The organism is Fischerella muscicola PCC 7414, from assembly GCF_000317205.1.
Classification (GTDB): Bacteria; Cyanobacteriota; Cyanobacteriia; order Cyanobacteriales; family Nostocaceae; genus Fischerella; species Fischerella muscicola.
Window position 1 is genome coordinate 1 of the sequence record NZ_AJLK01000150.1, and the last position, 25380, is coordinate 25380.

Here is a 25380-nt window from a genome sequence, read left to right on the forward strand (position 1 = left end):
TTGGTTGTTAGTGGTTAGTAGTTAGTGGTTGATTGTTGGTTGTTAGTTGTCATTGGTCATCATTTGTCACTATTTATTCTCCTCACACTCCTCACACTCCCCCCACTCCCAACCGCACAGCTTTTACTAAATCATTTGGTGTACCAATATCTAGGTAGGTTCCATCGGCAAATACTTCTGCTTGTACGTGAAAACCCTGTTTAATTGCAGCTTGAATGACATCTCCAATCGGCACTTCTGGTAACTGAGGCAAATTAGGATTAGCCCTGAGAGGAATAAGATACTTATGTAGAAACTGAGTAAAAGCTGGTGTCCAAACGGCAATACCCCACATATATCGCAAGTCCGACTGATGGGGTTTCTCGATTATTTGCCGTACTCTACCAGTATCATCAAAGTCAACCATACCTGCTTTCTCTGGTTGATCAGTAGGGAATAATCCCAAAACCACATTTGCTTGAGTTGTCTGTTGACGTGCTAACACCTTTACAAACGCATCTTGAGGTTGAAATAAGATATCAGGAAAACCCAATGCGATTATTGCATCCCGAACAAAAGGGTAAGCTTGATCTAAGGTAAACGGTACACCATAAGGCAAACCCATAATTAGATAGCCCAAGCTCATAGAAAGCATAGCACCATCCCTAAAATACTCCGGGATATCCCACTTCCCCGGACGCAAAATAAAGTATGCCTGATTAATTCCCGCCAGTTGCATTTTTTCTAGCAAGTACTGGCAAACCACTTTCGGTCGCCAATTATTTGGCTCACCAAAATCTTGAAAACCGACAGGATATAACTCTTTGCTTAATGGTAAAGGAGAAATCCGTTTTGCCTGTCCACCTGCTGGTAGCAGCCCAATAACTTGGTGGTTATTCATAAATAATTTATAAGTAGTTAGTTGTTAGTTGTTAGTTGTTAGTTGTTGTAGAGACGTGCCATGGCACGTCTGTACAGTAGTTAATAGTTAGTAGTTAGTAGTTAGTAGTTGGTTATTTCCAATGCCTACTCCTCACACCCCCCACACCCCTCACACTCCACCCTTACCTTAAGCCTATGAGCGCGTCTACACAACCCTCACACTCTCTCCATCTCCCCAATCCAAAATCTAAAATCCAAAATCCAAAATTGTATAAAAAATACCCCCCTTCCCTAGCCATTCTGGCAACAGAAGGGGGTGATTCAATTTTAAGATTCGGTTGCAACTACTTAACGGAAACTGCATCAACATCTACAGTTGCGCTGGAGGTAGAATCCTTAGTATTGTCAGTGGCTTGAACTTCTACATTGGCGTCTATATTACCTCGACGCGCTTTGAAACCTTCAATTACCAGCCCTGATACCTCAGTTACCAGTAAAGTTAAAAGAAAAACATCGTCAATTTGTCCCACAATCGGTAAGAAGTCTGGGGCAATATCAATCGGACTAACAAAATATAAAAGTGTTCCCAAAATTACCCACCAGCGGTATTTAGGGTTACGAATCAAGTCGCGATACCAAGTATAAAGAGATTGAACTGAAAATTTCATGACCTTCACCTCTAGTTACTTTTAATTTTGGCAAATGATTCTTTATAGTTCTTGGGGAAATAACCGTCCTAACATGTCTGGAAGTTGCTACCAAAATTGGGAGATAGGGGATAGGGAAAATGGAAGGAAGTATTTTTCTGTTTCTCTCCCCAATCCCCGATCCCTGATCCCCGATCCCCAACCCCTAATCCCTAACTCCTAGTTAAACTTGTATGTCTTCCCAACTCTGGCCCTACCTAAGTCCTGGTATTCCCGATGATTTATTTGAGCATTTGCCAGGAATTCCCCTTAGTCAAAGAGAAATTAGACTACTGTTGATTGCCCAATTACGCCTATTACCCAACACAGTTTTATGGGATATTGGTGCAGGTACGGGTACTATTCCCGTAGAAGTTGGATTGTTATGTCCCCAAGGGCGAATCATTGCAGTAGAACGGGATGAAGAAGTTGCTAACCTAATTCGTCGTAACTGCGATCGCTTTGAAGTCAAAAATGTTGAAGTCATAGAAGGTAGCGCTCCTGAGTGTTTGCATAATCTCAAAGAAACACCGCACCGTGTCTGTATAGAAGGTGGACGGGCCATCCAGGAAATTTTGCAAGCAGTCTGGGATTATTTGCCACCATCAGGTAGAGTGGTCGCCACAGCTGCTAATCTAGAAAGTCTGTATGCGATTTCTCTAAGCTTTGCCCAACTGCAAGCGAGAAATATTGAAGTTGTACAGTCTGGAATTAACCGCTTAGAAACACGCGGTTTTTCTCAAACCTTTACTGCTGTCGATCCAATTTTTATCCTCAGTGGTGAAAAGTTAGATTAAATTCAATAACAACAAGCTAGGAGATTACTCAATTCAAAATTAAAAAATCTTAATTGATTAGTCTCCAGTCCCTAGTCTCTATTTCCTACCTATGCCTTGGTCTCGAATTTTTAGTGGAATTGTTGCGATCGCTGTTGCTTTATCAGCAACTGTTTTGGGTGGATGGTACTTTACCATCGTATTTGCAATCATTATCTTTTTAGGTCAAAACGAATTTTTTGATTTAGTCAGAGCCAAAGGCATAGCTCCCACTGTTAAAACCACTATGGTTGTTAGTCAAATTCTCCTAGCAATTTGTACACTAGATGGCAACTTAGCTGATGCTGTTATGCCCTTGGCAGGTACTTTTATTTGTTTTTACTTGCTGTTTCAACCCAAAATGGCTACGATCGCGGATATTTCCGCTTCAATACTGGGACTTTTTTATACTGGCTATCTGCCAAGTTATTGGGTAAGATTGCGAGCATTTAACACTACAGCTAGTAATCTTCCTCTAGGAGGCTACTGGCCTCCTAGTTGGGCAGATTTCTTCGCACATAAACACTCAGTTACTTTACCAGATGGTCTGACAGCTACACTGATGACTTTCCTTTGCATCTGGGCAGCAGATATTGGTGCTTATACTTTTGGTAAATTTTTTGGTAAAACCCCCTTATCTGATATTAGCCCAAAAAAAACTGTAGAAGGTGCTGTCTTTGGTGTTGCTGCGAGTGTAATGGTTGCATTTGCTACAGCTTACTATTTTAACTGGCCTAAATACCCTATTACTGGTTTAATCTTGGGCTTGTTAATTGGGGTTGCTGGTCTTTTAGGTGACTTAACTGAGTCAATGCTGAAACGGGATGCTGGAGTCAAAGATTCAGGGCAACTAATCCCCGGTCACGGTGGCATTTTAGACCGTACTGATAGTTATATTTTTACCGCTCCTTTAGTTTACTATTTTATATCTCTTCTATTACCGTTATTGATTTAGTTAGTAGTTAGTAGTTAGTAGTTAGTGGTTAGTGGTTGGTTGTTGGTTGTCATTGGTCATTGGTCACTATTTATTCTCCTCACACTCCACCCTTACCTTAAGCCCTCCGGGTACTCTACCCTACGCTCACGCCTTACGGCGTACGAGAAGCCGGGCTTCGCCCGTCTACGGGGGTTCGCATACCCTTACCTTAAGCCTATGAGCGCGTCTACGTGACCCAAAGCCCTTTCGGCAGTCGCTCATGGGGGACTCACCGGCCCCCACGATCGACAGGGAGGAGCCAGTGCGGTGGACGGGTTTCCCGGCATAAAGCACCTGGCGTTGGGGATTGGGGGCTAGGGGCCCCCTTTGGGGTTGGGGGAGGGAACCCCCCTTCTGCGCGCTGCCTCACCACCGCACTGCCTCGTCTACACACTCCTCACACCTACCCATTGCCCCATCTCCCAATACCCATAACTTAATAAATCTAATTAAATTTCTAGTGATGCTGATAGTAAAGATTACAAAGTTCTATCGTTTACTTTCAAAAGCAACCCTGAAAAATATACTTTAATAAGGATAAGAAATAATATATTATCTCAATACAAGGGATAAAGTAGTTGCATTGCAACTATTGACAAAGTATATCAACATTCTAGGCTGCATTCGACCAAACACTTCGTACCCATATAAATAATTTTTTGAAAAAAGTGGCAATAACAGCCCAGCGGCAAAGGAGAAGGCAATGCGGGGGGAACAGTCCCTGGCCATTGATGTGACTAGAGTAGATGTTCGTAAGCATGTTCTCACCAGACCGCCCATATTATCAAGCCATGAATCAGGATGGGAAAACCTGGGTTTGGAGCATCACATCCAGCCTGCCTATGAAAGCCCGGAACATTACTCTACTAATTATGTGCTTGTAATTAGAATTAAATGCCAGTTAGAATTAGAAAGGTGGCTAGGTGAATGCCATAAAAGCGAAACCTCCATGCCAGGAGATGTTGCAGTCATCCCGCCTTACATAACTCACAGAGCAATTACTGTAGAGGAATCAGAGTTTATAGCTTTAACTTTAGATTCTGAATTAGTAGCCAAAATAGCCCACGAATCAGTTGATCCAGACGTAGTTGAAATCATACCCCACTTTTCCAAGCCTGATCCTTTGATTTATCAAATTGGGCTTGCCCTCAAGAGGGCACTAGAATCTAATCATTCGGTTAGTCGTCTATATGCTGATTCTATGGCAACTGCATTGTCAGCCCATTTGTTGCAACATTACTCTGCCCCAAAACATTGTCTGCAAGATTACCGAGGAGGTTTACCCAAACACAAGCTACAACGGGTAACTGAATATATTATTGACCATTTGGCAGAAGATTTGTTGTTGGGAGCAATGGCTCAGGAAGTTGGTATGAGTAGGTACCACTTTGCCCGATTATTCAAGCAATCCACAGGTCTTTCTCCCTATCAGTACGTAATTCACTGTCGAATTGAGCGTGCTAAGATGTTGCTCTTACAGAGTAAACTCAAAATTTCTGAAGTTGCCTCCATAGTCGGTTTTGCAGATCAAAGCCAATTTACACGTCATTTCAAGCGTATATTGGGAGTCACACCCAAAGAATTACGTAGGAAATAGCAATAATATCCTAAAAAAGCAATAATCATCTATACAGCAACAATCAAGTTTATATACCTTTAGATAGAAGATTTAAAATCCCTATTGAATTCGGCTAGTGGTGTTCAGCCCTAGCAATCCCCCCAATTTCTGCCCTAACAGGCAGCTAGCTGTCTACAACCCAAAGTAAACCGATGGGTAAAGGTTAAAGATCAAGGGGAAAGGTACTTTTCATCTATAATTAACCCTTTCCCTTTTTCCCCTCTTCTTTACCCTAACCTCTGCGATGAGTCTGGTGCTTGTAAGGAAATCAACAGGTGTGAGGGGGGGATAAAAGCTTAAGCAAAAGTCTGAAAGTGCATCTCAACAGATACTTATGCCAAAAGCGCTAGCTGGGCGTTCTACCACTAGATCCTTTTCTTTCTTCTCTAAGGAGAGCGAATGAACGGTAGTAGTGAGCCTCGCGGTAAACGCCTTGATACATCTGAAATTAGTCTGCCCTTACAAGTTCGAGCGCAACTTATTGATATCCTCAATCAAACGCTTGCAACCACGATCGATCTCAAGACTCAAATTAAGCAGGCACATTGGAATGTTGATATTACAAATTCCTCCAATTTACACGAGTTGTTCAATGAAATTGCAGCTGAATTAGATTTGTATATCGACTTGCTGGCACAGCGAGTTACAGTTCTTGGAGGTTTAGCAATTGGTACTGCTCGGAGTGCAGCAGGACTATCAATTTTACCTGAATATCCCCTTCATATTGTACAAGGTAAAGATCATGTGAGTTCGATCGCAGAGCGTTTGGCAATATACGGAAATTTACTCTGGGAAAACATTGATCGGACAGCAGTTTTGGGGGACGCTGATACAGCTTACCTTTATGCAGAAGTTTCTATGGTGGTTGATAAGCGTTTATGGTTCCTAGATGCCCATCTAGTCAATTCGGTTTTGCAAGTTAGTCACCAGCTTGCGGAATATAACTAGACCAGTGTAAAAGTCAATTGTCGATGGTCAATAGCAGAAAAACTCTTGACAATTGACTACATTTATTAAGGGTTAACATTAATTCGTCCGTGACAAACTAATTTTCCTGGGAGCAGCTTTAGCTGTTGGATATCAACATCTGAACCCAAATTCAGATAGTGTCCATTATGGCTTTCTAGGACTGTTCCCTTATTGTTTTTTGCCTGGATGTGTGATATTTGCAACTCATGAGCGCTGAGTAACTCAATGTTTGCACATACTTCTGAAACTGTGAAGCTGTTTTCAGCAGGTTGAGAAATGTAAAGTATTATCCGACTGTGATCAAGAATAATTTTTTGGTAAAAAATTGACTTGGATTTTGGACACTGTTCTGGTAAAAGTTTATCCAGTACATCATTTAAAGCAGTTGATAACAAAGAAGATGAAACAGAAGCGTTAAGTTCATCCTCCTCTACTATGACTTCGCCAACCACTGGTACAGTTTCTAAGAGCCGTAATGGCTGACCCTTGAGTACTGAGCCAATGTTGATACGAATATTTTCTGCCACAAGTTGAATTTGCGTAAGATGAATATCTTGATAAACGGCATGACTAGCAAAAATAGACACCCAAGGAATGTAACCAGAGAGAATTTCGTTATCGCTCGCCTTAATCTCGACTTCCAACTCATAGACTTGGCTGACTTGGGATCTTAGCCATAATTTGAGTGCTTTCGTCAGCACATTCGTAATGATGCGAATTTTTTTGTTGGGAGTTTGCGTTTCTAAATTGTTTTGTGCCATCTACCACTCTATTATTTGTTTATGATTAATTACTTACAAATCTATAAATATTTAAACAAGTCTTAACTGTATCATTTGCGGCTACTTACTACCAACCGCAAAGGTAAAATCTTGTGCAATTAATTGTGTGTTTTATTATTGACTAAAAGTCAAGTAATTTCCACATGGAGGAAAGGTTACAAAAAATCTTATCCCAATGGGGTATTGCCTCACGCCGTCAAGCCGAAGAAATGATTAGGCGATCGCGCGTGCGGGTTAATGGCGATTTGGCACATTTGGGTCAAAAAGTAGATCCTCAAAAAGATACAATCACAGTTGATGGAAAGCCAGTATCATCTGGGCAGCGTCCGAATTTAGTGTATCTGCTACTGCACAAAAGCGTAGGCGTAGTTTCCACTTGCCATGATCCCCAAGGAAGAAAGACTGTTTTGGATCTGCTACCACCAGAATTGCACTCTGGTCAAGGAATTCACCCTGTTGGTCGCTTGGATATAGACTCCACAGGAGCAATCATCCTGACAAACGACGGAGAGTTAACATTCTGGCTAACCCATCCACGCCATAGTATCCCAAAAACTTATCGTGTTCTAGTAGAAGGACATCCGACCGAATCAGTACTACGCATGTGGCGTCAGGGTGTGCTGTTAGACGGAAGAAAAACACGACCAGCACAGGTGAAATTAATCAAAAATTTTGCTGATACTACTTGTTTGGAAATCATTTTAAAGGAGGGAAGAAATCGTCAGATTCGCCGTGTAGCGGAACTGTTAGGACATCCAGTCATTAAATTGCACCGTACCGCCATAGGTCCAATTCAACTACAATCACCTGGAAGTAAATCCTTACGTGAAGGTGAATATCGTCACCTAGAAGAAAGTGAAATTCGCTTTTTACAAAAAGTTAAAGCAGATTCCTATTAACGATTTAGCTAGATTTAAGGAGTAAAAATAAAACATGAATTGGCTAAGTAGGAAAAAGAAGCATGAGTTTACAATTTCATTAGAGCAACAGCAAAGGGAAAAGTTAACAGCAATGGGCGCACAACTTAACTCCTCACGTCAGGAAAAAGGTTTATCATTAGACGAAATGGTTTTATTGACCAGAATACCCCGACGGCTGTTGCAAGCAATTGAACAAGGTAATTTAGCAGAACTACCCGAACCAGTTTACATTCAGGGCTTAATTCGGCAATTTGCTGATGCATTAGGTCTTAATGGTGCAGAATTTGCGAGTAGTTTTCCGATAGGGACTCATCGAGTCAGCTTAAAATCTAGTTGGAAACATACACCAATAGGTGAGTTACGTCCATTGCATCTTTACCTACTTTACATATTTATGATTTTGTTTTCTGTAGGTGGCTTATCTCAGTTATTGAATGCTAATGCTTTGCAAGCAGCAAACAATAATCAAAATAAGTCCAAACAGAATCAAGAGACTGTAATTCAATCGCAAAAGTTTCAGCCTGTTAGTCATATAAATAAAAGTGTAAATCCTCAACAAGTGCAAATTGGTTTGACCCTAACAGAAAAATCTTGGATTCAGGTATTAGTTGATGGCAAGGTAGAGTATGAAGGTGAACTACCAGAAGGAACTCACAAGACTTGGAAAGCTCAAGAGCAACTAACAGTCAGAACTAACAATGCTGGTGGTGTATTAGTAAGTATCAATAAAGAAAAAGCTAAGCAACTCGGAGAACCAGGGAAACAAAAAGAAGTGACGATCGCTGCTAATACGAGGTCATAGTTAAATTGTGAATTATAAACTTGTGCTGTCTATGCTTTGGGTATGGCAGCACTATTTTTTTAGTATTTTAACTCCAAGTTTAGCAGTCATCGGTAATCGTAAAAAGTTGCGATCGCTGTTCATATGGCTGTCTTCATGGGCAAATTAAACATAGGGTTAAATCAAACTATGGTTAATCCGATACCATCAAGCAAACTAGATTCATTATAGATTCATGAGTATATCTAACTCACAACAGGATTTAGTATCCTTAATCTTCAGAATTTCACAGCTAGAAGAAGAACATAATATCCGTAGAAAAAATATTACATGGCTGAAACATTATCTTGATGAACTGAAACAAGAATTTAATGCCAGACCAGAATTAGAGCAGATCGAAGTTATACAGCAGGCGATTGTGCAGTTAACTGCACAAGTTGCTGAGTTACAAGAGCGATTCAAGTTATTGCCTATTTTTAATACCAATCTGGAGCGGAATAACACTACTTATGCATCAAATGAGTTGGTAAATCTTGATAATGCTGATGGTATTAAACAGCAACAACCTCAAGAAGCATTGGTAGACAAGTTTGCTATTCCTGTAAGTATTAGTGCTGTTGAAAGTGTGGGGCAGGTCTGAAGAACGCAAATTTAGAAAAAGCCAACTTGAAAGATGCAAATTTGAGTGGAGCCTATCTGGAAAATGTAAAACTCAGTGGTGCTATTATGCCAGATGGCACAATTCACGATTAGGCATTTTGCAAACAAATCTTTGAGGGCGAAGCATTTGTATAGAGATACTTCTTTTTGACCAAAAATTATGGCAACAAATGCTTCGCCCCTACAAATCGCATATTAAATAAATCAAAATATTTTAATTAATCATGAAATTTGATCCGCAAAAACATCATCGTCGTTCAATTCGCATCCCTAAATATGATTATGCGAAGTTAGGAGCATATTTTGTCACTATTTGTACTTATCAAAGAGAGTGTTTATTTGGTGAAATTGTAGATGGTTTGATGTCTCTGAATAATATGGGTCTAATTGTTCAGATGTGTTGGAATAATTTGCCGTGCCACTTCACAAATGTGCAATTAGATTCTTTTGTAATCATGCCTAATCATCTGCATGGAATTATTGTTATTGGTGATGATTGTAGGGGCAAAGCACTTGTGCAGACAAACCAGAATTCAAACTCAGAGATTTCAACACAAGTGCTTTGCCCTTCTTCACAATCCCAAGGAACAAAACCAGGTTCTTTAGGCGCAATTATCCAAAATTTTAAATCGGTTTCTACACGCAAAATTAACCAAATTAGGGCGAAATATTCTCATCTAGCTGACGGAATACAACACCCCTACATTTGGCAGCGTAATTATTATGAGCATGTTATTCGTAATGAGGAATCATGGCATAACATTCGCCAATACATTGTTGAAAATCCTATACACTGGGCAGAAGATAAAGACAATCCAGTCAATCATGTCAAATAGTAGTGCGATCGCTCTCAACTCCACTGATTAATATTAAGTTAGGGATATACCCTTGTAGGAGCATCCCCACCATGAGTGAAGCAAAAGTTGCAGTAGTCGTTGGTGTCGGGCCAGGATTAGGTTCTGCCGTTGCTCATCGGTTTGCCCGTGAAAGATTTGCTGTGGGGCTGATGGCTAGAAATATAGATAAACTTAGGCAATTTCAAAAGGATATTGAAGCTAATGGTGGGAAAGCGCTGGCTGTTGCTTGTGATGTGTCTGATCCTGCTTCTGTCAACAACGCCTTTGAGCAAGTAAAGTCGCAACTCAATGCACCGGAAGTCTTAGTTTATAACGCTGGAGCCTTTACAATGGCTGGTATTCTGGAACTGACACCAGAACAGTTTGAAGCGAATTGGAAAGTTAACTGTTTTGGTGCATTTCTCGCAGTACAGCAGGTTCTACCCGCAATGGTAGAACGAAGTCGAGGTACAATCCTGCTGACAGGTGCTACTGCTGCAACCAGAGGAGGGGCGCGGTTTGCAGCTTTAGCTGTAGGCAAGTTTGGGTTGAGGGCGCTGGCGCAGTCCTTAGCACGGGAGTTTGGTTCTCAAGGTATTCATGTTGCTCACATTATTATTGATGGCATGATCAATACTCCCAGAGTCCAAGCAATGGCAAGCAACCGAGATGCACATACTTTAGTTTCACCAGATGCTATAGCCGAAACTTACTGGCAACTCTACAAACAGGATACAACTGCTTGGACTTTAGAACTGGATTTGCGACCTGCGGTGGAGAAGTTTTAGAGTTTTGTTAGTGGTTAGTGGTTAGTAGTTAGTAGTTAGTGGTTGTTGTAGAGACGTGCTATGGCACGTCTCTACATTGGTTAAGTGGTTAGTTTTTTATTTTCTCCCGTTCTCCCCTGTCCTCCGTGTCCCCCTTGTCTTCCTTGTCCCCTTGTCCTCCCCATCTCCCCTCTCCTAATCATCATCAATGCCAGATTCTTCTTCGCTTTTTGTTATTTTTTTGATTACTAAATCATCTGTTTCTTTTGCAGTTTCCTCGTTTAATTTATCAGAAACTATGACAAATTCAGTTTCTCTTTTAGATTTACCATTCCATTGATCTAAAACATCTTTCACAAAAACTTCTTCCAACCAAATTTTTGCTACTACAGTTAGCGGTAGAGCTAAAAATAAGCCTAAAAAGCCAAATAAATAGGCGAAAAATAGTTGAGCAATTAAAGTAATCGCTGGTAGTAAGGAAACTTGATGCGCCATCACTACTGGTGTGATGAAATTGCTTTCAGCTTGTTGAATGAAAAAGTAGAGTCCCAAGACAGCCAGAGATTTCCAGGGAGCATCCAAAAGAGCGATCGCCATTGCTGGGATGACGCTGAGTGTTGGGCCTAGATTAGGAATCAAGTTTAAAAATCCTGCTAAAACCCCTAAAGCTAGGGCGGCGGGAACCCGCAAAATTGATAAGCCGATGACACTCATCAGTCCTACTACAGACATGGCAATAAAAGCGCCTGTAACCCATCCTTCTAAGGAAACTTCGCATCTATCCAAAATTCCATCTACTCGTCGCCGATAGAAGGAAGGAAATAACCGAATAAATAGCTTGCGGTATGCTTGGGGTTCGGCTAAGAACATCCCTGTTAAAACAAGCACTAATAATATTTTCAGAACAGCTTCCAAAGAACCAGAAACGACGGCAAAAGAAGTACCGACTGCACGATTAATAAAGGGTTGTGCTTGTTGGCTTAAACTGTTGATATCAGGAATGTATGGAGTTACCTGGCTAGGAAGGGCTGATCTGAGATGGAAAAGCCAAGTATTAAAGCGCTCTATACCTCTAGGAACCTGATAGGTGAGTTGTTGAAACTGAACGGCAAAAGGCGGGACGATTAGCCAGAAAAAACCAATAATACCAGCTATAAAAATGCCTACAGACAAAGCTACAGCCAATCCACGTCTCATTCCCGAACGTTGAAATCTGCGAGCGAGCCGATTTAAGGTAGTTGCTAATACAATCGCAGCAAACATCAGTAAAAGTACTTCTTTTAGTTGCCACAATATATACAGTGATAAAAGTATGGCAATTAAGCCTATCCATTGACCTAGATTCACGCCTTAACTCCTGGCAGTTAATAGACTGCTATCTGAAATCAGTCATCACCTACCAATTTTCAGTGAACAGGCAAATCTGATAACTGTTAACTGATAACTGATAACTGTAAAAAGCAGCTAGGTTAGCTGATTTTAGCAACTTTCACCTTGTAGGGATAAGCTAGCTTTGTTTGTGGGCTTGAAATCGCCATAACAGAGCGATCGCCATCATCACAGTCGGGAATAAAACTATAATCAAAGCGTTGACTGACGTCGCAGGTATGAAGAGAAAAGGACCCGCATACTTAATCAATAGCGAAATCACAACAGAGAGAAAAAATACCTTTAAAACAAAGCTAAGTTGATCTTTCATAGAAAGTACGGCTATTCCCATTGTTATAGGGGGGTACACACGAAAACGAATTGTAACACCCAGTTTTTACAATAAATTCAAGCAGAGCAAAAGCAAATTCCCTGCTTGCACACCCTTTATGATCTATTTGCCAGTTTCACTACTGCTATTTCTGCTGCTGCTGTTACTAGTCCCTTTTCTCTGGTTAGTGCTGGCAGTAGATGTGGTAAGGATTGCAGTAGCTAAGTTGGGATTTTCTCCTAATATAGCTTTTCTATTGTTGACGCTGGTAATTTTAGGCAGCACCATCAACATACCTTTGTACCGCGCTCAATCTGAGATTGTTGTAGCAAACGACTTGATTGATTTGTGGTTAAAGGAGTTTTGGGGTATTCCTCTGAGGAAGGTGCAACGTTCCACTATCATAGCCCTCAATGTTGGTGGTGGTTTAATCCCTGTGCTATTAGCGCTGTATCAATTTACGCAAGGAAATATATTAGCTATTTTGTCAGTGACTGCAATTGTCACAGCAGTAAGCTACTTTGCAGCGCGGGTAGTGCCAGGAATTGGTATCCAAATGAACCCCTTACTAGCGCCCTTGGCTGCTGCTGTGTCAGCTATGTTAATTGCTCCTTCCCACGCGGCACCTGTTGCCTTTGCAGGTGGCATTTTGGGAACTTTAATTGGTGCTGACTTATTGCACCTGAGGGATATCATCACTAAAAGTTCAGGAGTATTAAGTATTGGAGGTGCTGGCGTATTTGATGGTATCGCTTTGTGTGGCTTATTTGCACTGTTATTGAGTTGATGGTTGGTAGTTGGTTGTTGATTGGTGATTCCAACAACAAACAACAATTGAGTTGATAGTTGGTAGTTAGTTGTTGATTGGTGATTCCAACAACCACCAACAAACAACCATCAACAAACAACCACCAACAAACAACCACCAACAAACAACCAACAAAACAAACTTTTCAATCGGAGAGTAAATCAAAAATGCCTGTAGAAACTAACAATAATAAAAATCCCATTAAACCCCCAAAGGCGCGGCAGTTTGGTGGCAGTTTACTGATCCTTTTTACCCTGCTGTTACTCCTTAACTTTATTGTTCCCAGTTTTCTTGGCCCCAGGTTGCCGCAAGTCCCCTATAGTGATTTTGTGGCTCAGGTAGAAGCAGGTAAAGTTGATCGGGCGGTTGTAGGTAGCGATCGCATTGAATATTCCATCAAAACTCAAACGCCCGATGGCAAAACTGTTGAACAGGTTTTCCAAACCACACCCATAGCAGTTGATCTGGATTTACCTAAGATTCTCCGCGACCATAATGTCGAATTTGCAGCACCGCTACCAAACCAAAATGGTTGGATCTCCACTCTTCTGAGTTGGGTTGTACCACCATTAATTTTCTTTGGAATTTGGGGCTTTTTACTCAATCGTGGTGGCGGTGGCCCTGCTGCACTTACTGTAGGTAAAAGCAAAGCTCGTATCTATTCCGAAGGAACAACAGGTGTAAAATTTACAGATGTTGCTGGTGTAGATGAAGCTAAAGCCGAACTGGAAGAAATCGTAGACTTCCTGAAAAATGCTGCTAAATACACCCGCTTGGGTGCAAAAATTCCCAAAGGTGTGTTATTGGTAGGCCCTCCGGGAACTGGTAAAACCCTCTTAGCCAAAGCCATAGCTGGGGAAGCAAGTGTTCCCTTCTTCAGCATCTCTGGTTCCGAATTCATCGAGTTGTTTGTGGGTGTAGGTGCGGCCCGTGTCCGTGATTTGTTTGAACAAGCAAAACAACAAGCGCCTTGTATCGTCTTTATTGATGAATTAGACGCGCTGGGTAAATCTCGTGGTGGTGCAGGCCCCATTATGGGTGGTAACGATGAACGGGAACAAACCCTCAACCAGTTACTCACCGAGATGGACGGCTTTGATGCTAACACCGGCGTCATCATTATTGCTGCAACCAACCGTCCAGAAGTCCTTGATCCAGCTTTGCGCCGTCCCGGACGTTTTGACCGTCAAGTAGTTGTAGATCGTCCTGATAAAATCGGTCGAGAAGCAATTCTGAAAGTCCATGCCCGCAACGTCAAGTTAGCTGAAGATGTAGACTTGGGCATTATTGCCGCTAGAACCCCTGGTTTTGCTGGAGCAGATTTAGCTAACCTGGTGAACGAAGCTGCACTGATGGCTGCACGGCAAAATCGGCAAGCAGTGACAATCGCAGATTTCAACGAAGCGATCGAGCGCCTTGTAGCTGGTTTAGAAAAACGCTCTCGTGTCCTTAATGAAACCGAGAAGAAGACTGTAGCTTATCACGAAGTTGGCCACGCTATCATTGGTGCTTTGATGCCAGGAGCTGGTAAAGTCGAAAAAATCTCCGTTGTACCTAGAGGCGTGGGTGCTTTAGGTTACACAATTCAGATGCCGGAAGAAGACCGCTTCTTGATGATTGAAGACGAAATTCGTGGTCGTATTGCTATCCTGTTGGGCGGACGTTCCGCAGAAGAAATAGTGTTTGGCAAAGTCTCCACTGGTGCTAGTGACGACATCCAAAAAGCCACTGATTTGGCAGAACGCTATGTTACTCTCTACGGAATGAGCGATAAACTTGGCCCTGTGGCATTTGAGAAGATTCAACAGCAGTTTATTGAAGGTTACGGTAATCCGCGTCGAGCTATTAGTCCACACGTAGCTGAGGAAATTGACCGGGAAGTGAAGCAAATAGTAGATAATGCTCATCACATGGCTTTAACTATTTTGCACGAAAACCGTGACTTGTTAGAACAAACCGCTCAGGAACTGTTGCAAAAAGAAATTCTCGAAGGTGCAGAACTGCGCGAGAAACTCAATCAAGCCAAAGCACCAGCACAATTAGAAGAATGGTTGCGTACAGGTAAGGTATCAGAAGATCAGCCTTTGATGCAAACACTTCTTGTTTAGGGATTTAAGAACGCATCCCAGAAAAAGCGATCGCATATCTAGGCGATCGCTTTTTTGTGTTTTGAAACTTGCACAACTATCACAACAAGATTAAACTTAGTCTGTAGACTTAGTCATAAAAAATATGAAAACTGTAAATATCCATCAAGCTAAAACAAACTTATCAAGGTTGTTAGCGCGTGTGGAACATGGAGAAGAAATCATTATTTCCAATCGAGGTATCCCAGTTGCGAAACTAGTTCCGTTTCATACCTCATCCAATCGACGAGATAGTCTAGGACAAGATCGAGGTCATTTCGTAGTTCCAGAAGATTTCAATGCGCCTTTACCGTCAGAAATCTTGGCAGCATTTGAAGGTGATCAAGAGTGAGACTTTTGCTGGATACACAGTGCTGGTTATGGTGGTTTGCCCAACCAGAACGGTTGAACGAGCAAGCGATCGCGCACATTGCTGATGAAACGAATGAATTGTGGTTCTCTGTTGCTAGTATCTGGGAGATAGGCATCAAGGTTGCGATCACAAAGTTATCATTGCCTGAACCAATTGACAGTTATATTTCTAAGCGAATGGTGCTGTTGGGTTCGCGATCGCTAGAGATTACAGCACCTCACGCTTTACGAGTAGCTACGTTACCTTTACATCATCGAGATCCCTTTGACAGAATACTGATTGCACAAGCTCAGATAGAAGACATGACGCTGGTAAGTGCTGATGCAATATTCGGGAAGTACAGCGATATTTCTATTCTTTGGGCAATCAATTAACCTTTTCGATTCACTTGTAACCAGCGATAACCGTATGCTTCTAAGGGGATAGAAGACAAATCCCCATCACCATCAAGTGGTTCATATTGTGAATCGCTAAATAAATCAAACAAATACTTGTAATCCTGTACTTGGAGTCTGGCTATACATGGCTTGTCCGATAAATTATGCACAGCAAGCGCTGCTTTACCTTCCCAATCACAACAATGAGCAAAGACACATTCAGAGTCTGTCTCTAAAATTTGCCATTTACCCCAACCAAACTGCGGACATTGTTTGCGAATCCCGATTACTCGTTCCATCCAGTTAATTAAAGAATCGCGATCGCGCTGCTGTGTTGCAACATTAACCCGTTTATACCCATACTCTCCTTCTTTGATCACAGGTTGAGCAAGTGCATCCGGCGAAGCTGTGGAGAAACCCCCATTATGTGCATCCGACCATTGCATCACTGTACGAACACTGTCTCGACCCGGAAGCGACAGGTCATCACCCATACCAATCTCTTCCCCGTAACGTAACAGTGGTGTACCAGGTAGACTAAATAACAGACTGTAGGTGAGTTCGATCCGACGCCGGTCACCTGCTAACATTGCTTCCTGTACTTCTGGGTTCGCAATGTTTAAATCTGGCTGTTCTTTGTAAAAATGATGCAGATAGTATGCCCCAGCTTTTTCGTCGTACTCCCAAATACTTTCCTGCTCACCAGGAAAGTTAATCTGTTCTGGTTGTGTTTGGGGTGGATTTTCCACCCAAACATAGTAGTCATGGTACTTAGAGTTTTTGTCAGAACGTGCCGCTTGAAACCAAGGATGTAAATTAGATGTATGATTTACTACCAAGTCAATCATTACCCGAATCCCACGTTCCCCAGCCTGATGCATAAACTCAACAAAATCCCCCAAAGTTCCTAGTCGGGGGTCTATGTTGTAATAATCCATAACATCGTAGCCGTTATCCCGATTAGGCGAAGGATAAAAAGGTAGCAGCCACAAACAAGTAATTCCCAATGCAGAAAGATAATCTAGACGGCTGGTCAGTCCTTGAAAATCACCAATTCCATCACCATCTGAGTCCATGAATGTTTCTACATCCAAGGAGTAGAAAATAGCATTTTTATACCACCAGTTTCTCATTGCAATTGTTTTTATCAGCTTAACAACAAGTTCGAGTGTAGCAATTGTGAAACATCCCTATCCACACGCACACATGTTTATAAGTACAAGTATGTGTTGGATAGGGATACAAACGTTACTAAAAATGTATTGAAGTTAGATATTAGGAATTAGGTTTGATTCAAATATTAGTCCTAATATTTGCACAAGCAACTTTTAACTTGATTTAGTTCAAAAAGACCTGACCATCCTGTTGAATTCTCAATGCACTGCGACTGTTATTAAAATCAGTCGTTTCATCCAGCAAAACTGTTAGTACTCCCTCTGGGGAATCAGAGGCAGGTTGAACTTGGAGCAGTCCTCCATCTTCACGTACCATTGTTATGGTTACAGGTGTTGGTAGACCTTGCAGGACAATTTCTTCTCTACCTGCAAGCGATCGCGGTTCCGTATGTCCGATCGCTTGATAGGAAACACGGGCATTAGTGTTATTTTTTATTCTCACATTTACTGTGCCTGCTGTTGGTGTGATGGTGGCGATCGGACTCTGTCTAGTTTCTGGCAAAGGTGGTTGTACAGGAGTCACACCTGTAACACTAGGAGCAACAGGAGGAGTCTGTTCTCCAGATACTTGACCTTGCTGTCTCAGGGTTGCAGCATTCGGTGGACATCCCTGGGGAACCAAAACTCGATTATTATGTGGCTCTTCGTAGAAAATTCTAGGACAGGGGTTGAGTGCAGAAGAAGGAGCTGCTGATGCAGCTAAGGGTATAACAGGCAAACCGATTAATAAACCGCCAAATATACTTCCTAATAGCCCTAGCTGTTTTGTAGTTTTGAGATTTTGTTGATTCATAGTTATCTCCATTGATTCAATAGAAATTTGCAAGTAAAAGATTTAATTCTGATTTTTATATTCTTTAAATTTTTTCAATAACAACTTATAGTCTTACTTTTGCTTATCTGTTGAGAGTTATCATTCAGAATAGATCAAAACATTGCTTTAATTCCAGCTTAAAATCCGATAGTGAAAAATTAGTGAATCATAGAAGGTAATTTTAAAAATTACTACTTAAGAAATAGTATTCACAGCATTTCTGAGATTTTCTAATTTTCTGAGGGCTTATAAATTAAAACTACAGACTGATAAATATTTAATTCTGAAGAGAGAAGCTAAAATCAAATCTATCTTGCCTAGCTAAGTTTTAATATTTGAAAATAAAAGATGATAGCCATCCAAAATCTAAATTTGTCTAACTATAAACTGTGTACAATCAAATACATAAGAATAACTTATTAATTCGAATTTTTGATTGCGAAACATTAAGGAATATTGCAATTACGTGAAATCCTAAGAGACACAGAGAAATGAGCCAAAAGTCCGTGATACTATGCTTTCGGTAAATGTGAAGATTGGGAGTAGACCTTTGACACTACGGGTTGCTGTTGTTGGGTCAGGCCCAGCTGGCTCATCTGCCGCAGAAACTTTGGCAAAAGCTGGGATTGAAACCTACCTGTTTGAGCGCAAGCTAGACAATGCCAAACCCTGTGGCGGTGCAATTCCCCTGTGCATGGTCAGTGAGTTTGACCTGCCTCAGGATATTATTGATCGCCAAGTGCGGAAGATGAAAATGATTTCACCCTCCAATCGTGAGGTTGATATCAATTTAGTAAAACAAGAAGAATATATAGGAATGTGCCGTCGCGAGGTGCTAGATGGTTATCTGCGAAATCGTGCGGCAAAGCTAGGCGCAAATTTAATAAATGCCACTGTTCATAAACTAGATATTCCCACAAACAACACTGACCCCTATACCATCCATTATGTAGACCATACAGAAGGTGGCGCCCAGGGCATTGCCAAAACCCTCAAAGTTGATTTAATCATTGGGGCAGATGGGGCGAACTCCCGTATTGCCAAAGAGATAGATGCCGGGGATTACAATTATGCGATCGCTTTCCAAGAGCGCATTCGCCTGCCCCAAGAGCAAATGGCTTATTATAATGACCTAGCAGAAATGTACGTCGGTGACGACGTTTCTACCGACTTCTACGCTTGGGTTTTCCCCAAATACGACCACGTAGCCGTCGGTACTGGCACAATGCAGGTTAACAAAGCCAGCATCAAACAACTGCAAGCTGGTATTCGTGCCCGTGCTGCCCGTAAACTGGTAGGCGGTCAAATCATTAAAGTAGAAGCACATCCCATTCCGGAACACCCCCGTCCCCGTCGCGTCGTCGGTCGTGTCGCCTTGGTGGGAGATGCAGCAGGTTATGTGACCAAATCCTCTGGAGAAGGTATTTACTTTGCTGCAAAATCTGGACGCATGTGTGCCGAAACCATTGTAGAAATGTCCAACGGCGGTACTCGCATTCCCAGCGAAGCTGACCTTAAGGTTTACTTAAAGCGTTGGGATAAAAAATACGGACTCACCTACAAAGTATTAGACCTCCTGCAAACCGTATTTTATCGTTCTGATGCCACCCGCGAGGCATTTGTGGAAATGTGTGCTGACCTCGATGTACAAAGGCTAACTTTTGATAGCTATCTGTACAAAACTGTTGTGCCAGCAAATCCCATTACCCAACTCAAAATTACTGCCAAGACAATTGGTAGCTTAATTCGCGGTAATGCCCTTGCTCCCTAATCGGGTGAAGATTGAGACTAAGGGTTATTGAGAAGAGGACACATAAGACGCACCTGATTTGGGGAAAACTCTCCGTTTTAGGTGCGTCTAGTCGTTGAGGAATATACTGATTTTTCTACGGCGGGCTGTCTTGAAAATAGTGATCAGGGATGAAACCTAACAGCAAACCCATAATCCATCTGTGTGCCATGAGTGTACCTTACGGAAGTCTATGAGCGCGTCTACGTCTATTTCTTATGCCCTGGTTGTACGCAATTCCCCCTGGGGTTCTAGCTTGTAATTTTTGGCGATCGCTCAAGTTTTCTATCTATTGTCTATCTTTGGGTAGATAGACATCGCATTATATCTAACTACAAATGATAGATATAAAGCTCTTTATACCTGTTTTTGCAATGGCTCTGAAGGTAAAAAGGCTGAGTGCAGAGCAACCGATGATTGGCAAACTTGTTCGAGAACTGCGGCAAGCGATGAACTTATCCCAAGAAAAATTTGCTCAGGAATTAGGGATGACCTTTCCCACGATTAATCGTTGGGAGAATGGACACGCTACACCTTCGCCTCTAGCATTGAAGCAAATTGAGATTTTACTGCAACAGTTAGGCGATCGCGGCGAGGCATTGCGAACAAAATATTTTCCAGAAGATAAGTCAGAATCATGAGTGCAGCGCAACCAGGGGCGATTAGTGAAGAAATTTTCGCGGGTGACAGTGAGATGGCTCAGTTAATGCGATCGCACGACTGGTCAAAAACGCCCCTCGGCCCTGTAGAACATTGGTCGCAGAGTTTGAAGATTGCGGCCAATATTTGTTTGAACTCGCGCTTTCCGATGGTGATTTGGTGGGGTGAAGAGTTGACCCTACTTTATAACGATGCATGGCGACCGATTTTAGGCAACAAACATCCGCAAGCATTGGGCAAACCAGGACAGGAAGTTTGGTCAGAAATTTGGGACATTGTTGGCACACAACTACGCAGCGTCCTCACAACTGGCAAAGCAACCTGGTCTGATGATCAGCTGTTATTAGTCTATCGCTACGGATATACCGAGGAAGCCTACTTCACCTATTCCTACAGCCCAATTTTTTTGGAAACAGGAGAAGTGGGGGGAGCCTTTACAGCAGTTGCTGAAACAACCCAGCGAGTTGTAGGAGAACGTCGATTAGCCACCTTACGGAATTTAGCTGCTCAAACTGGGCAATCCAAAACGGTCGAGCAAGCTTGTCAAAAGGCGATCCAGACCCTTTGCGAAAACTCATCTGACATTCCTCTTGCCCTGCTTTATCTGTTGAATTCTGAAGCAACCCAGGCAACCTTACAAACACAAACTCCTGCTCAAATTCAGCCTGTGATTGCCCCAGCAGAACTCGACCTGACTCAACCGAGCGATCCGTTGACACAAGCACTTGCTTGTGTCGTAAAAAGCAACGAACTGTTTGTATTAGAGAATCTGACCCAATATTGGGGAGATTTCCCAGTGGGACCCTCACACCTTCCTCTTCAGCAAGTGATCGCCCTGCCGATTCGAGCTTCAACCCAAGATTCAATGGTGGGGGTGCTGGTACTGGGAGCCAATCCCTATCGGGCTTTAGATGAAGATCAAATGCAATTTTTAGAGATGACAACGGGGCATATTGCCAACGCGATCGCCAGTGCCCGCGCCTACGAAGAAGAACGCAAACGAGCGGAAGCATTAGCAGAACTTGATCGGGCCAAAACTACATTTTTCAGTAATGTTTCCCACGAATTTCGCACGCCGCTAACGCTGATGTTGAGTCCGTTAGAAGAGTTGTTGGCAAACGAGGGCGTGATTCCACCCGAACAACATCAGCAAATTGAACTCATCCATCGCAACTCATTACGGTTACTAAAACTAGTCAACACACTACTAGATTTCTCGCGGATCGAAGCCGGACGGGTGCAAGCGGTTTATGAACCGACCGATTTAGCCGCATACACCGCAGAATTAGCCAGCGTGTTTCGCTCAGCGATCGAGGGATTAGAGGCAGGAGCAGACGACTACTTGACAAAGCCCTTTTCTGCCCGGGAATTACTGGCGCGAGTGGAAGCAAACTTGAAACTAGCTCAACTGCGGCGAGAAACAGCACAAAAAGAGCAGGCACTACGACTCGAAGCAGAAAGCGCCAAGCAAACTGTCGAAACCATTTTGTCAAGCATCAGTGACGGGTTTTATACACTCGATCGCCACTGGCGTTATACCTACGTCAATGATCGCTACTGTGAAATGGCTAGGATGGAGCGGGAAGCTCTTTTAGGTAAAAGCATTTGGGACTTGTTTGCTGATGCCGTTGATACCGATATTTATTTTCAATTCCAGCGGGCAATGAGTGAGCAAGCACCCCTCCAGTTTGAGTATCTCTACGTCACCTGGAATCGTTGGTATGAACACCGGGTCTACCCCTCGCCTAATGGACTAACGGTTTTTATTGCTGAAATTACTGATCGCAAGCAGACAGAAGCCGAAATTCAACAGCTTAATCAGCAACTCACCCACCGCCTCAACGAACTAGAAACTCTGTTTGATTTGCTACCTGTTGGCGTGGCGATCTCCCAAGACCCAGAGTGCCGCATAATTCGCGTTAATTCCTACCTATCTGAACTGATTCGCCTTCCAGTCGATGCCAACGCCTCCCAATGTGCGCCGCCCGAAGAACGCCCTGTGTATCGCATTTACCGGGATGATCAAGAGATAGCCACCGCAGACTTGCCTATGCAGTATGCGGCATTTCACAACACAGTCGTGCGGGATGAAGTGGTAGACATTGTACATCCCGACGGAACCGTGATCAAGCTGCTGTGTTACGCTTCCCCGTTACTGGATGAGCAGGGCAATGTCAGAGGTGTGATTGGAGGATTTGCAGACATCACTCAGCGCATCCAAAAAGAAGTTGCCCTCAGAGAACAACGAACATTACTAGAAACCATTTTGCGTCAGGCAGCCGATGGCATTATCGTGTGTGACGCAACAGGAAAGCTGACTTTTGTCAATAAGGAAGCCAGACGACTGGCACAGCAAGACCCAGACGGTACAACCCTCGATCTCAACTTGCTGGATTGGGGCACTGCTTATGATACTGATGGAAATCTCATTCCTCTAGAAAGTTACGCCATCTCCAAAGCCTTGCGGGGAGAAGTTAGCAATGGCTTTGAAACACGTATGGTTCGTCGGGATGGTAGTTACTATGACATACTGGTGAGTGCAGCGCCTTTATGGAACGAGAAGCAGGAGATTATTGGTGCTGTTAACACTTTTATTGATATTAGCGATCGCAAACGAACTGAACAAGCCCTACGCCGCAGCGAAGAACGCTTCCGCATCAGTCAAGAACTCTCCCTCGATGCCTTCACCATTCTCGATAGCGTGCGTGATCAAAGCGGCAGGATCATTGATTTTGTCTGGACTGTGAGTGCGATCGCCCTCACTGCCTATGCCGGGGAATATGACCAACAAAAAGCTCTAAAGGCTGGATTTCAACAACATATTCCTAAACCTGTAGAGCCAGAAGTGCTGGTGAGTGCGATCGCCACTTTGGTAAATCAGAAGTGAGGCAATACTTTTCGGAAGAAGCTAGCAAGAGTTTTCTTTACTATAGGGTGAGTACTGCCCAGTGTGTTACACTCTTGTTTATTTACGTGAGCCGATTTTTTTCTGCCTATTACCTATATTCTCACTAGAGGCGAAGCCTCCCAGTGTCGTGTACCCAAACTTTAACCAATTTACAAAACAACAACCAACAACCAACCCCCAACCCCCAACCAACCAATAAAAAAAGGGATAGGCGGTGTGCCTACCCCAAGGCAATAGCCTTAGAAAACCTAGCTATAGCTTAAGCTTTTCTTCGATGACTTTTGGTAAATTATCGGTAAAGATTAGGTTCCAGAAGTCCAAGAATTGATGTACTCGATTTGTTCTGGTGTCAGGGTGTCTATTTTAATTCCCATTGCCTGTAATTTCAACCGGGCAATTTCTTGGTCTACTTCGGTAGGAATGGCGTGAATACCGGGTTCTAGCTTGCCTTTATTCTTCACGAGGTATTCGCAACCAAGAGCTTGGTTAGCAAAACTCATGTCCATTACTGCACTGGGATGTCCTTCGGCAGCAGCAAGGTTAATCAAGCGTCCTTCACCCAAAACTACAACTGACTTGCCGTTTTGTAGGCGGTATTCTTCGGTGAAAGGGCGGACTGTCTTGACTTCTGTGGCTTTAGCGCCTAAAGCTTTCAGGTCAATTTCAATATCAAAGTGACCAGAGTTACAGACGATCGCACCATCTTTCATTACGTCGAAATGTTCGCCGCGAATCACGTGCTTGTTACCAGTAACGGTAATAAACAAGTCACCTAGCGGTGCTGCTTCTGCCATTGGCAGGACGCGGAAACCATCCATTACAGCTTCGATCGCTTTGATGGGGTCAATTTCGGTAACAATTACGTTCGCACCTAGTCCCCGGGCGCGCAGGGCTGTACCTTTACCACACCAGCCGTAACCAACAACAACCAAAGTTTTACCAGCTAGCAGGATGTTTGTAGCGCGGATGATCCCGTCCAGGGTTGATTGTCCTGTACCGTAGCGGTTGTCAAAGAAGTGCTTGGTGTCGGCGTCATTCACATTCACAGCGGGGAAGCTGAGAACGCCATCTTTGAACATAGCACGCAACCGCACAATGCCTGTGGTGGTTTCTTCTGTTGTACCAATGATGTCTGCCAGTTGCTCTTGGCGTTCTTGTACGAGGGTGGCAACTACATCACAACCGTCATCAATAATAATGTTGGGACGGTGGTCTAAAGCAATTTGGACGTGGCGATTATAAGTTTCGTTATCTTCGCCTTTAATCGCAAAGACGGGAATTTCGTAGTCAGTGACGAGGCAAGCAGCTACGTCATCTTGGGTGGAGAGGGGGTTGCTGGCAATCAACACAGCATCTGCACCACCAGCTTTCAGGGCAATTGCCAAATTTGCTGTCTCAGTTGTGACATGGCAGCAAGCTACAAGGCGAATGCCTGCAAAGGGCTTTTCTTGAGCAAAGCGATCGCGAATCTGCCGTAAAACTGGCATCTCACGTCCTGCCCATTCAATGCGCTGTCTTCCCAAGGGAGCGAGGGCGAGGTCTTTAACCTCGTGCTTTAATCGGGGAGATGTTGCGGTCATTAAATAGTTCCTCTATTCAAAGTAATAAAGTTACGTAAATTTTTACGCACTCTACTAGATTATTCCAAGACTGGCGGATTCAACCAGAATTTTTAGTTTTAAATTCAGGTTTTGGGGATTGGGGATTGGTAGTTTATTTTCTCCCGTGTCCCCCTTGTCCTTAATACCTTTTCCTTCTTCCCTTTTCAGCCGTTGAGCTTGCGTAGCTCAAAAATAATTTTGAAAAAAGAATAAACTTCTTCTAAAGTAAATAGGGGTAAATACTCAACAGTAGACAGGTATAATCACTGAAACAGATTTGGCAGTATGAATTTAATCAGTGATCAGTTATCAGCTATCAGTTATCAGTTATCAAATTAAATTACTCACTGGTTACTGATTACTGTTCACTGTCCACTGT

At 42.8% G+C, this 25380-nt stretch carries 26 protein-coding genes; 18 read left to right on the plus strand and 8 right to left on the minus strand.

Annotation, left to right across the window (positions count from 1 at the left end):
- Nucleotides 1-91: 91 nt before the first annotated feature.
- Both UYI_RS0123000 and UYI_RS0123005 read right to left on the minus strand, forming a co-directional pair.
- Nucleotides 92-880 carry a nucleotidyltransferase family protein gene (locus tag UYI_RS0123000; protein WP_016869023.1) on the minus strand — a complete coding sequence of 263 codons (789 nt, stop codon included), beginning with the start codon at nucleotides 878-880 and terminating at the stop codon, nucleotides 92-94.
- 325 nt (nucleotides 881-1205) lie between these two features.
- Nucleotides 1206-1529, minus strand: a complete 324-nt coding sequence (locus tag UYI_RS0123005; protein ID WP_016869024.1) for a YkvA family protein — start codon at nucleotides 1527-1529, stop codon at nucleotides 1206-1208.
- A gap of 212 nt (nucleotides 1530-1741) precedes the next feature.
- Between UYI_RS0123005 and cbiT the strand changes: the two genes are divergently transcribed.
- From cbiT to dps, 4 genes are all read left to right on the plus strand, one after another.
- Entirely contained in the window at nucleotides 1742-2344 is a 603-nt protein-coding gene (cbiT, locus tag UYI_RS0123010; RefSeq protein ID WP_009457531.1) for a precorrin-6Y C5,15-methyltransferase subunit CbiT, read from the plus strand.
- Between the two features lie 91 nt (nucleotides 2345-2435).
- Nucleotides 2436-3317, plus strand: a complete 882-nt coding sequence (locus UYI_RS0123015) for a phosphatidate cytidylyltransferase (protein WP_016869025.1) — start codon at nucleotides 2436-2438, stop codon at nucleotides 3315-3317.
- 724 nt (nucleotides 3318-4041) lie between these two features.
- Complete coding sequence (locus UYI_RS0123020) at nucleotides 4042-4935, plus strand: AraC family transcriptional regulator (protein ID WP_016869026.1); 894 nt, start codon at nucleotides 4042-4044, stop codon at nucleotides 4933-4935.
- A gap of 420 nt (nucleotides 4936-5355) precedes the next feature.
- Nucleotides 5356-5904 (plus strand): DNA starvation/stationary phase protection protein Dps, encoded by a 549-nt coding sequence (dps, locus tag UYI_RS0123025; protein WP_016869027.1) that lies wholly within the window; start codon nucleotides 5356-5358, stop codon nucleotides 5902-5904.
- A 65-nt stretch (nucleotides 5905-5969) separates the two neighbouring features.
- Here the strand turns inward: dps and UYI_RS0123030 are convergent, their stop codons facing one another.
- The gene (locus tag UYI_RS0123030; protein WP_016869028.1) at nucleotides 5970-6686 is read right to left on the minus strand and encodes an LmeA family phospholipid-binding protein; all 717 of its coding nucleotides are present in this window, start codon (nucleotides 6684-6686) and stop codon (nucleotides 5970-5972) included.
- 164 nt (nucleotides 6687-6850) lie between these two features.
- Here UYI_RS0123030 and UYI_RS0123035 point away from each other — a divergent pair, with 164 nt between their 5' ends.
- The 7 genes from UYI_RS0123035 to UYI_RS0123055 all read left to right on the plus strand — a co-directional run bounded on the left by UYI_RS0123035 (nucleotide 6851) and on the right by UYI_RS0123055 (nucleotide 10692).
- Entirely contained in the window at nucleotides 6851-7606 is a 756-nt protein-coding gene (locus UYI_RS0123035; RefSeq protein WP_016869029.1) for a pseudouridine synthase, read from the plus strand.
- Nucleotides 7607-7640: 34 nt separating this feature from the next.
- Nucleotides 7641-8429 carry a helix-turn-helix domain-containing protein gene (locus tag UYI_RS0123040; protein WP_016869030.1) on the plus strand — a complete coding sequence of 263 codons (789 nt, stop codon included), beginning with the start codon at nucleotides 7641-7643 and terminating at the stop codon, nucleotides 8427-8429.
- A gap of 7 nt (nucleotides 8430-8436) precedes the next feature.
- Nucleotides 8437-8577, plus strand: coding sequence for a hypothetical protein (locus UYI_RS37760; protein ID WP_162140416.1), 141 nt, complete (start codon nucleotides 8437-8439; stop codon nucleotides 8575-8577).
- 66 nt (nucleotides 8578-8643) lie between these two features.
- Nucleotides 8644-9048: a hypothetical protein gene (locus tag UYI_RS0123045; RefSeq protein WP_016869031.1), complete on the plus strand. Its 405-nt coding sequence runs from the start codon at nucleotides 8644-8646 to the stop codon at nucleotides 9046-9048.
- Between the two features lie 26 nt (nucleotides 9049-9074).
- Nucleotides 9075-9161: a pentapeptide repeat-containing protein gene (locus tag UYI_RS35190; protein ID WP_235148004.1), complete on the plus strand. Its 87-nt coding sequence runs from the start codon at nucleotides 9075-9077 to the stop codon at nucleotides 9159-9161.
- A gap of 131 nt (nucleotides 9162-9292) precedes the next feature.
- Complete coding sequence (locus UYI_RS0123050) at nucleotides 9293-9904, plus strand: transposase (protein ID WP_016869032.1); 612 nt, start codon at nucleotides 9293-9295, stop codon at nucleotides 9902-9904.
- A 71-nt stretch (nucleotides 9905-9975) separates the two neighbouring features.
- Entirely contained in the window at nucleotides 9976-10692 is a 717-nt protein-coding gene (locus tag UYI_RS0123055; RefSeq protein WP_016869033.1) for an SDR family NAD(P)-dependent oxidoreductase, read from the plus strand.
- A 174-nt stretch (nucleotides 10693-10866) separates the two neighbouring features.
- Here UYI_RS0123055 and UYI_RS0123065 read toward each other — a convergent pair whose 3' ends face one another.
- Both UYI_RS0123065 and UYI_RS0123070 read right to left on the minus strand, forming a co-directional pair.
- Nucleotides 10867-12018, minus strand: coding sequence for an AI-2E family transporter (locus UYI_RS0123065; protein WP_016869035.1), 1152 nt, complete (start codon nucleotides 12016-12018; stop codon nucleotides 10867-10869).
- A gap of 160 nt (nucleotides 12019-12178) precedes the next feature.
- Nucleotides 12179-12370: a hypothetical protein gene (locus UYI_RS0123070; RefSeq protein ID WP_026086127.1), complete on the minus strand. Its 192-nt coding sequence runs from the start codon at nucleotides 12368-12370 to the stop codon at nucleotides 12179-12181.
- Between the two features lie 118 nt (nucleotides 12371-12488).
- On the opposite strand from UYI_RS0123070, the gene UYI_RS0123075 reads away from it, so the two are divergent.
- The 4 genes from UYI_RS0123075 (at nucleotide 12489) to UYI_RS0123090 (ending at nucleotide 16051) form a co-directional block, all read left to right on the plus strand.
- On the plus strand, nucleotides 12489-13157 hold the full coding sequence (locus UYI_RS0123075; RefSeq protein WP_016869037.1) for a DUF1614 domain-containing protein: 669 nt from the start codon (nucleotides 12489-12491) through the stop codon (nucleotides 13155-13157).
- A gap of 188 nt (nucleotides 13158-13345) precedes the next feature.
- Complete coding sequence (gene ftsH / locus UYI_RS0123080) at nucleotides 13346-15286, plus strand: ATP-dependent zinc metalloprotease FtsH (protein WP_026086128.1); 1941 nt, start codon at nucleotides 13346-13348, stop codon at nucleotides 15284-15286.
- Nucleotides 15287-15410: 124 nt separating this feature from the next.
- A complete protein-coding gene (locus tag UYI_RS0123085) occupies nucleotides 15411-15656 on the plus strand; it encodes a type II toxin-antitoxin system Phd/YefM family antitoxin (protein ID WP_016869039.1) in 246 nt (81 codons plus the stop codon).
- Nucleotides 15653-16051 (plus strand): type II toxin-antitoxin system VapC family toxin, encoded by a 399-nt coding sequence (locus tag UYI_RS0123090; RefSeq protein WP_016869040.1) that lies wholly within the window; start codon nucleotides 15653-15655, stop codon nucleotides 16049-16051. The genes UYI_RS0123085 and UYI_RS0123090 overlap by 4 nt, the downstream gene beginning before the upstream one ends.
- On the opposite strand, the gene UYI_RS0123095 is transcribed toward UYI_RS0123090, so the two are convergent.
- Both UYI_RS0123095 and UYI_RS0123100 read right to left on the minus strand, forming a co-directional pair.
- Nucleotides 16048-17187: an alpha-amylase family glycosyl hydrolase gene (locus UYI_RS0123095; RefSeq protein ID WP_016869041.1), complete on the minus strand. Its 1140-nt coding sequence runs from the start codon at nucleotides 17185-17187 to the stop codon at nucleotides 16048-16050. The two genes, UYI_RS0123090 and UYI_RS0123095, sit on opposite strands and share 4 nt — an antisense overlap.
- A 205-nt stretch (nucleotides 17188-17392) precedes the next feature.
- Nucleotides 17393-18022, minus strand: a complete 630-nt coding sequence (locus UYI_RS0123100; RefSeq protein WP_016869042.1) for a hypothetical protein — start codon at nucleotides 18020-18022, stop codon at nucleotides 17393-17395.
- 535 nt (nucleotides 18023-18557) lie between these two features.
- Between UYI_RS0123100 and chlP the strand changes: the two genes are divergently transcribed.
- The 3 genes from chlP to UYI_RS40050 all read left to right on the plus strand — a co-directional run bounded on the left by chlP (nucleotide 18558) and on the right by UYI_RS40050 (nucleotide 23379).
- Nucleotides 18558-19814, plus strand: coding sequence for a geranylgeranyl reductase (gene chlP, locus UYI_RS0123105; protein WP_016869043.1), 1257 nt, complete (start codon nucleotides 18558-18560; stop codon nucleotides 19812-19814).
- A 356-nt stretch (nucleotides 19815-20170) separates the two neighbouring features.
- Nucleotides 20171-20473, plus strand: coding sequence for a helix-turn-helix domain-containing protein (locus tag UYI_RS0123110; protein ID WP_373278966.1), 303 nt, complete (start codon nucleotides 20171-20173; stop codon nucleotides 20471-20473).
- Entirely contained in the window at nucleotides 20470-23379 is a 2910-nt protein-coding gene (locus UYI_RS40050; protein ID WP_016869045.1) for a PAS domain-containing protein, read from the plus strand. Before UYI_RS0123110 ends, UYI_RS40050 begins: the two co-directional genes overlap by 4 nt.
- Before the next feature lie 323 nt (nucleotides 23380-23702).
- Here UYI_RS40050 and ahcY read toward each other — a convergent pair whose 3' ends face one another.
- A complete protein-coding gene (gene ahcY / locus UYI_RS0123120; protein ID WP_016869046.1) occupies nucleotides 23703-24980 on the minus strand; it encodes an adenosylhomocysteinase in 1278 nt (425 codons plus the stop codon).
- Nucleotides 24981-25380 lie beyond the last annotated feature (400 nt).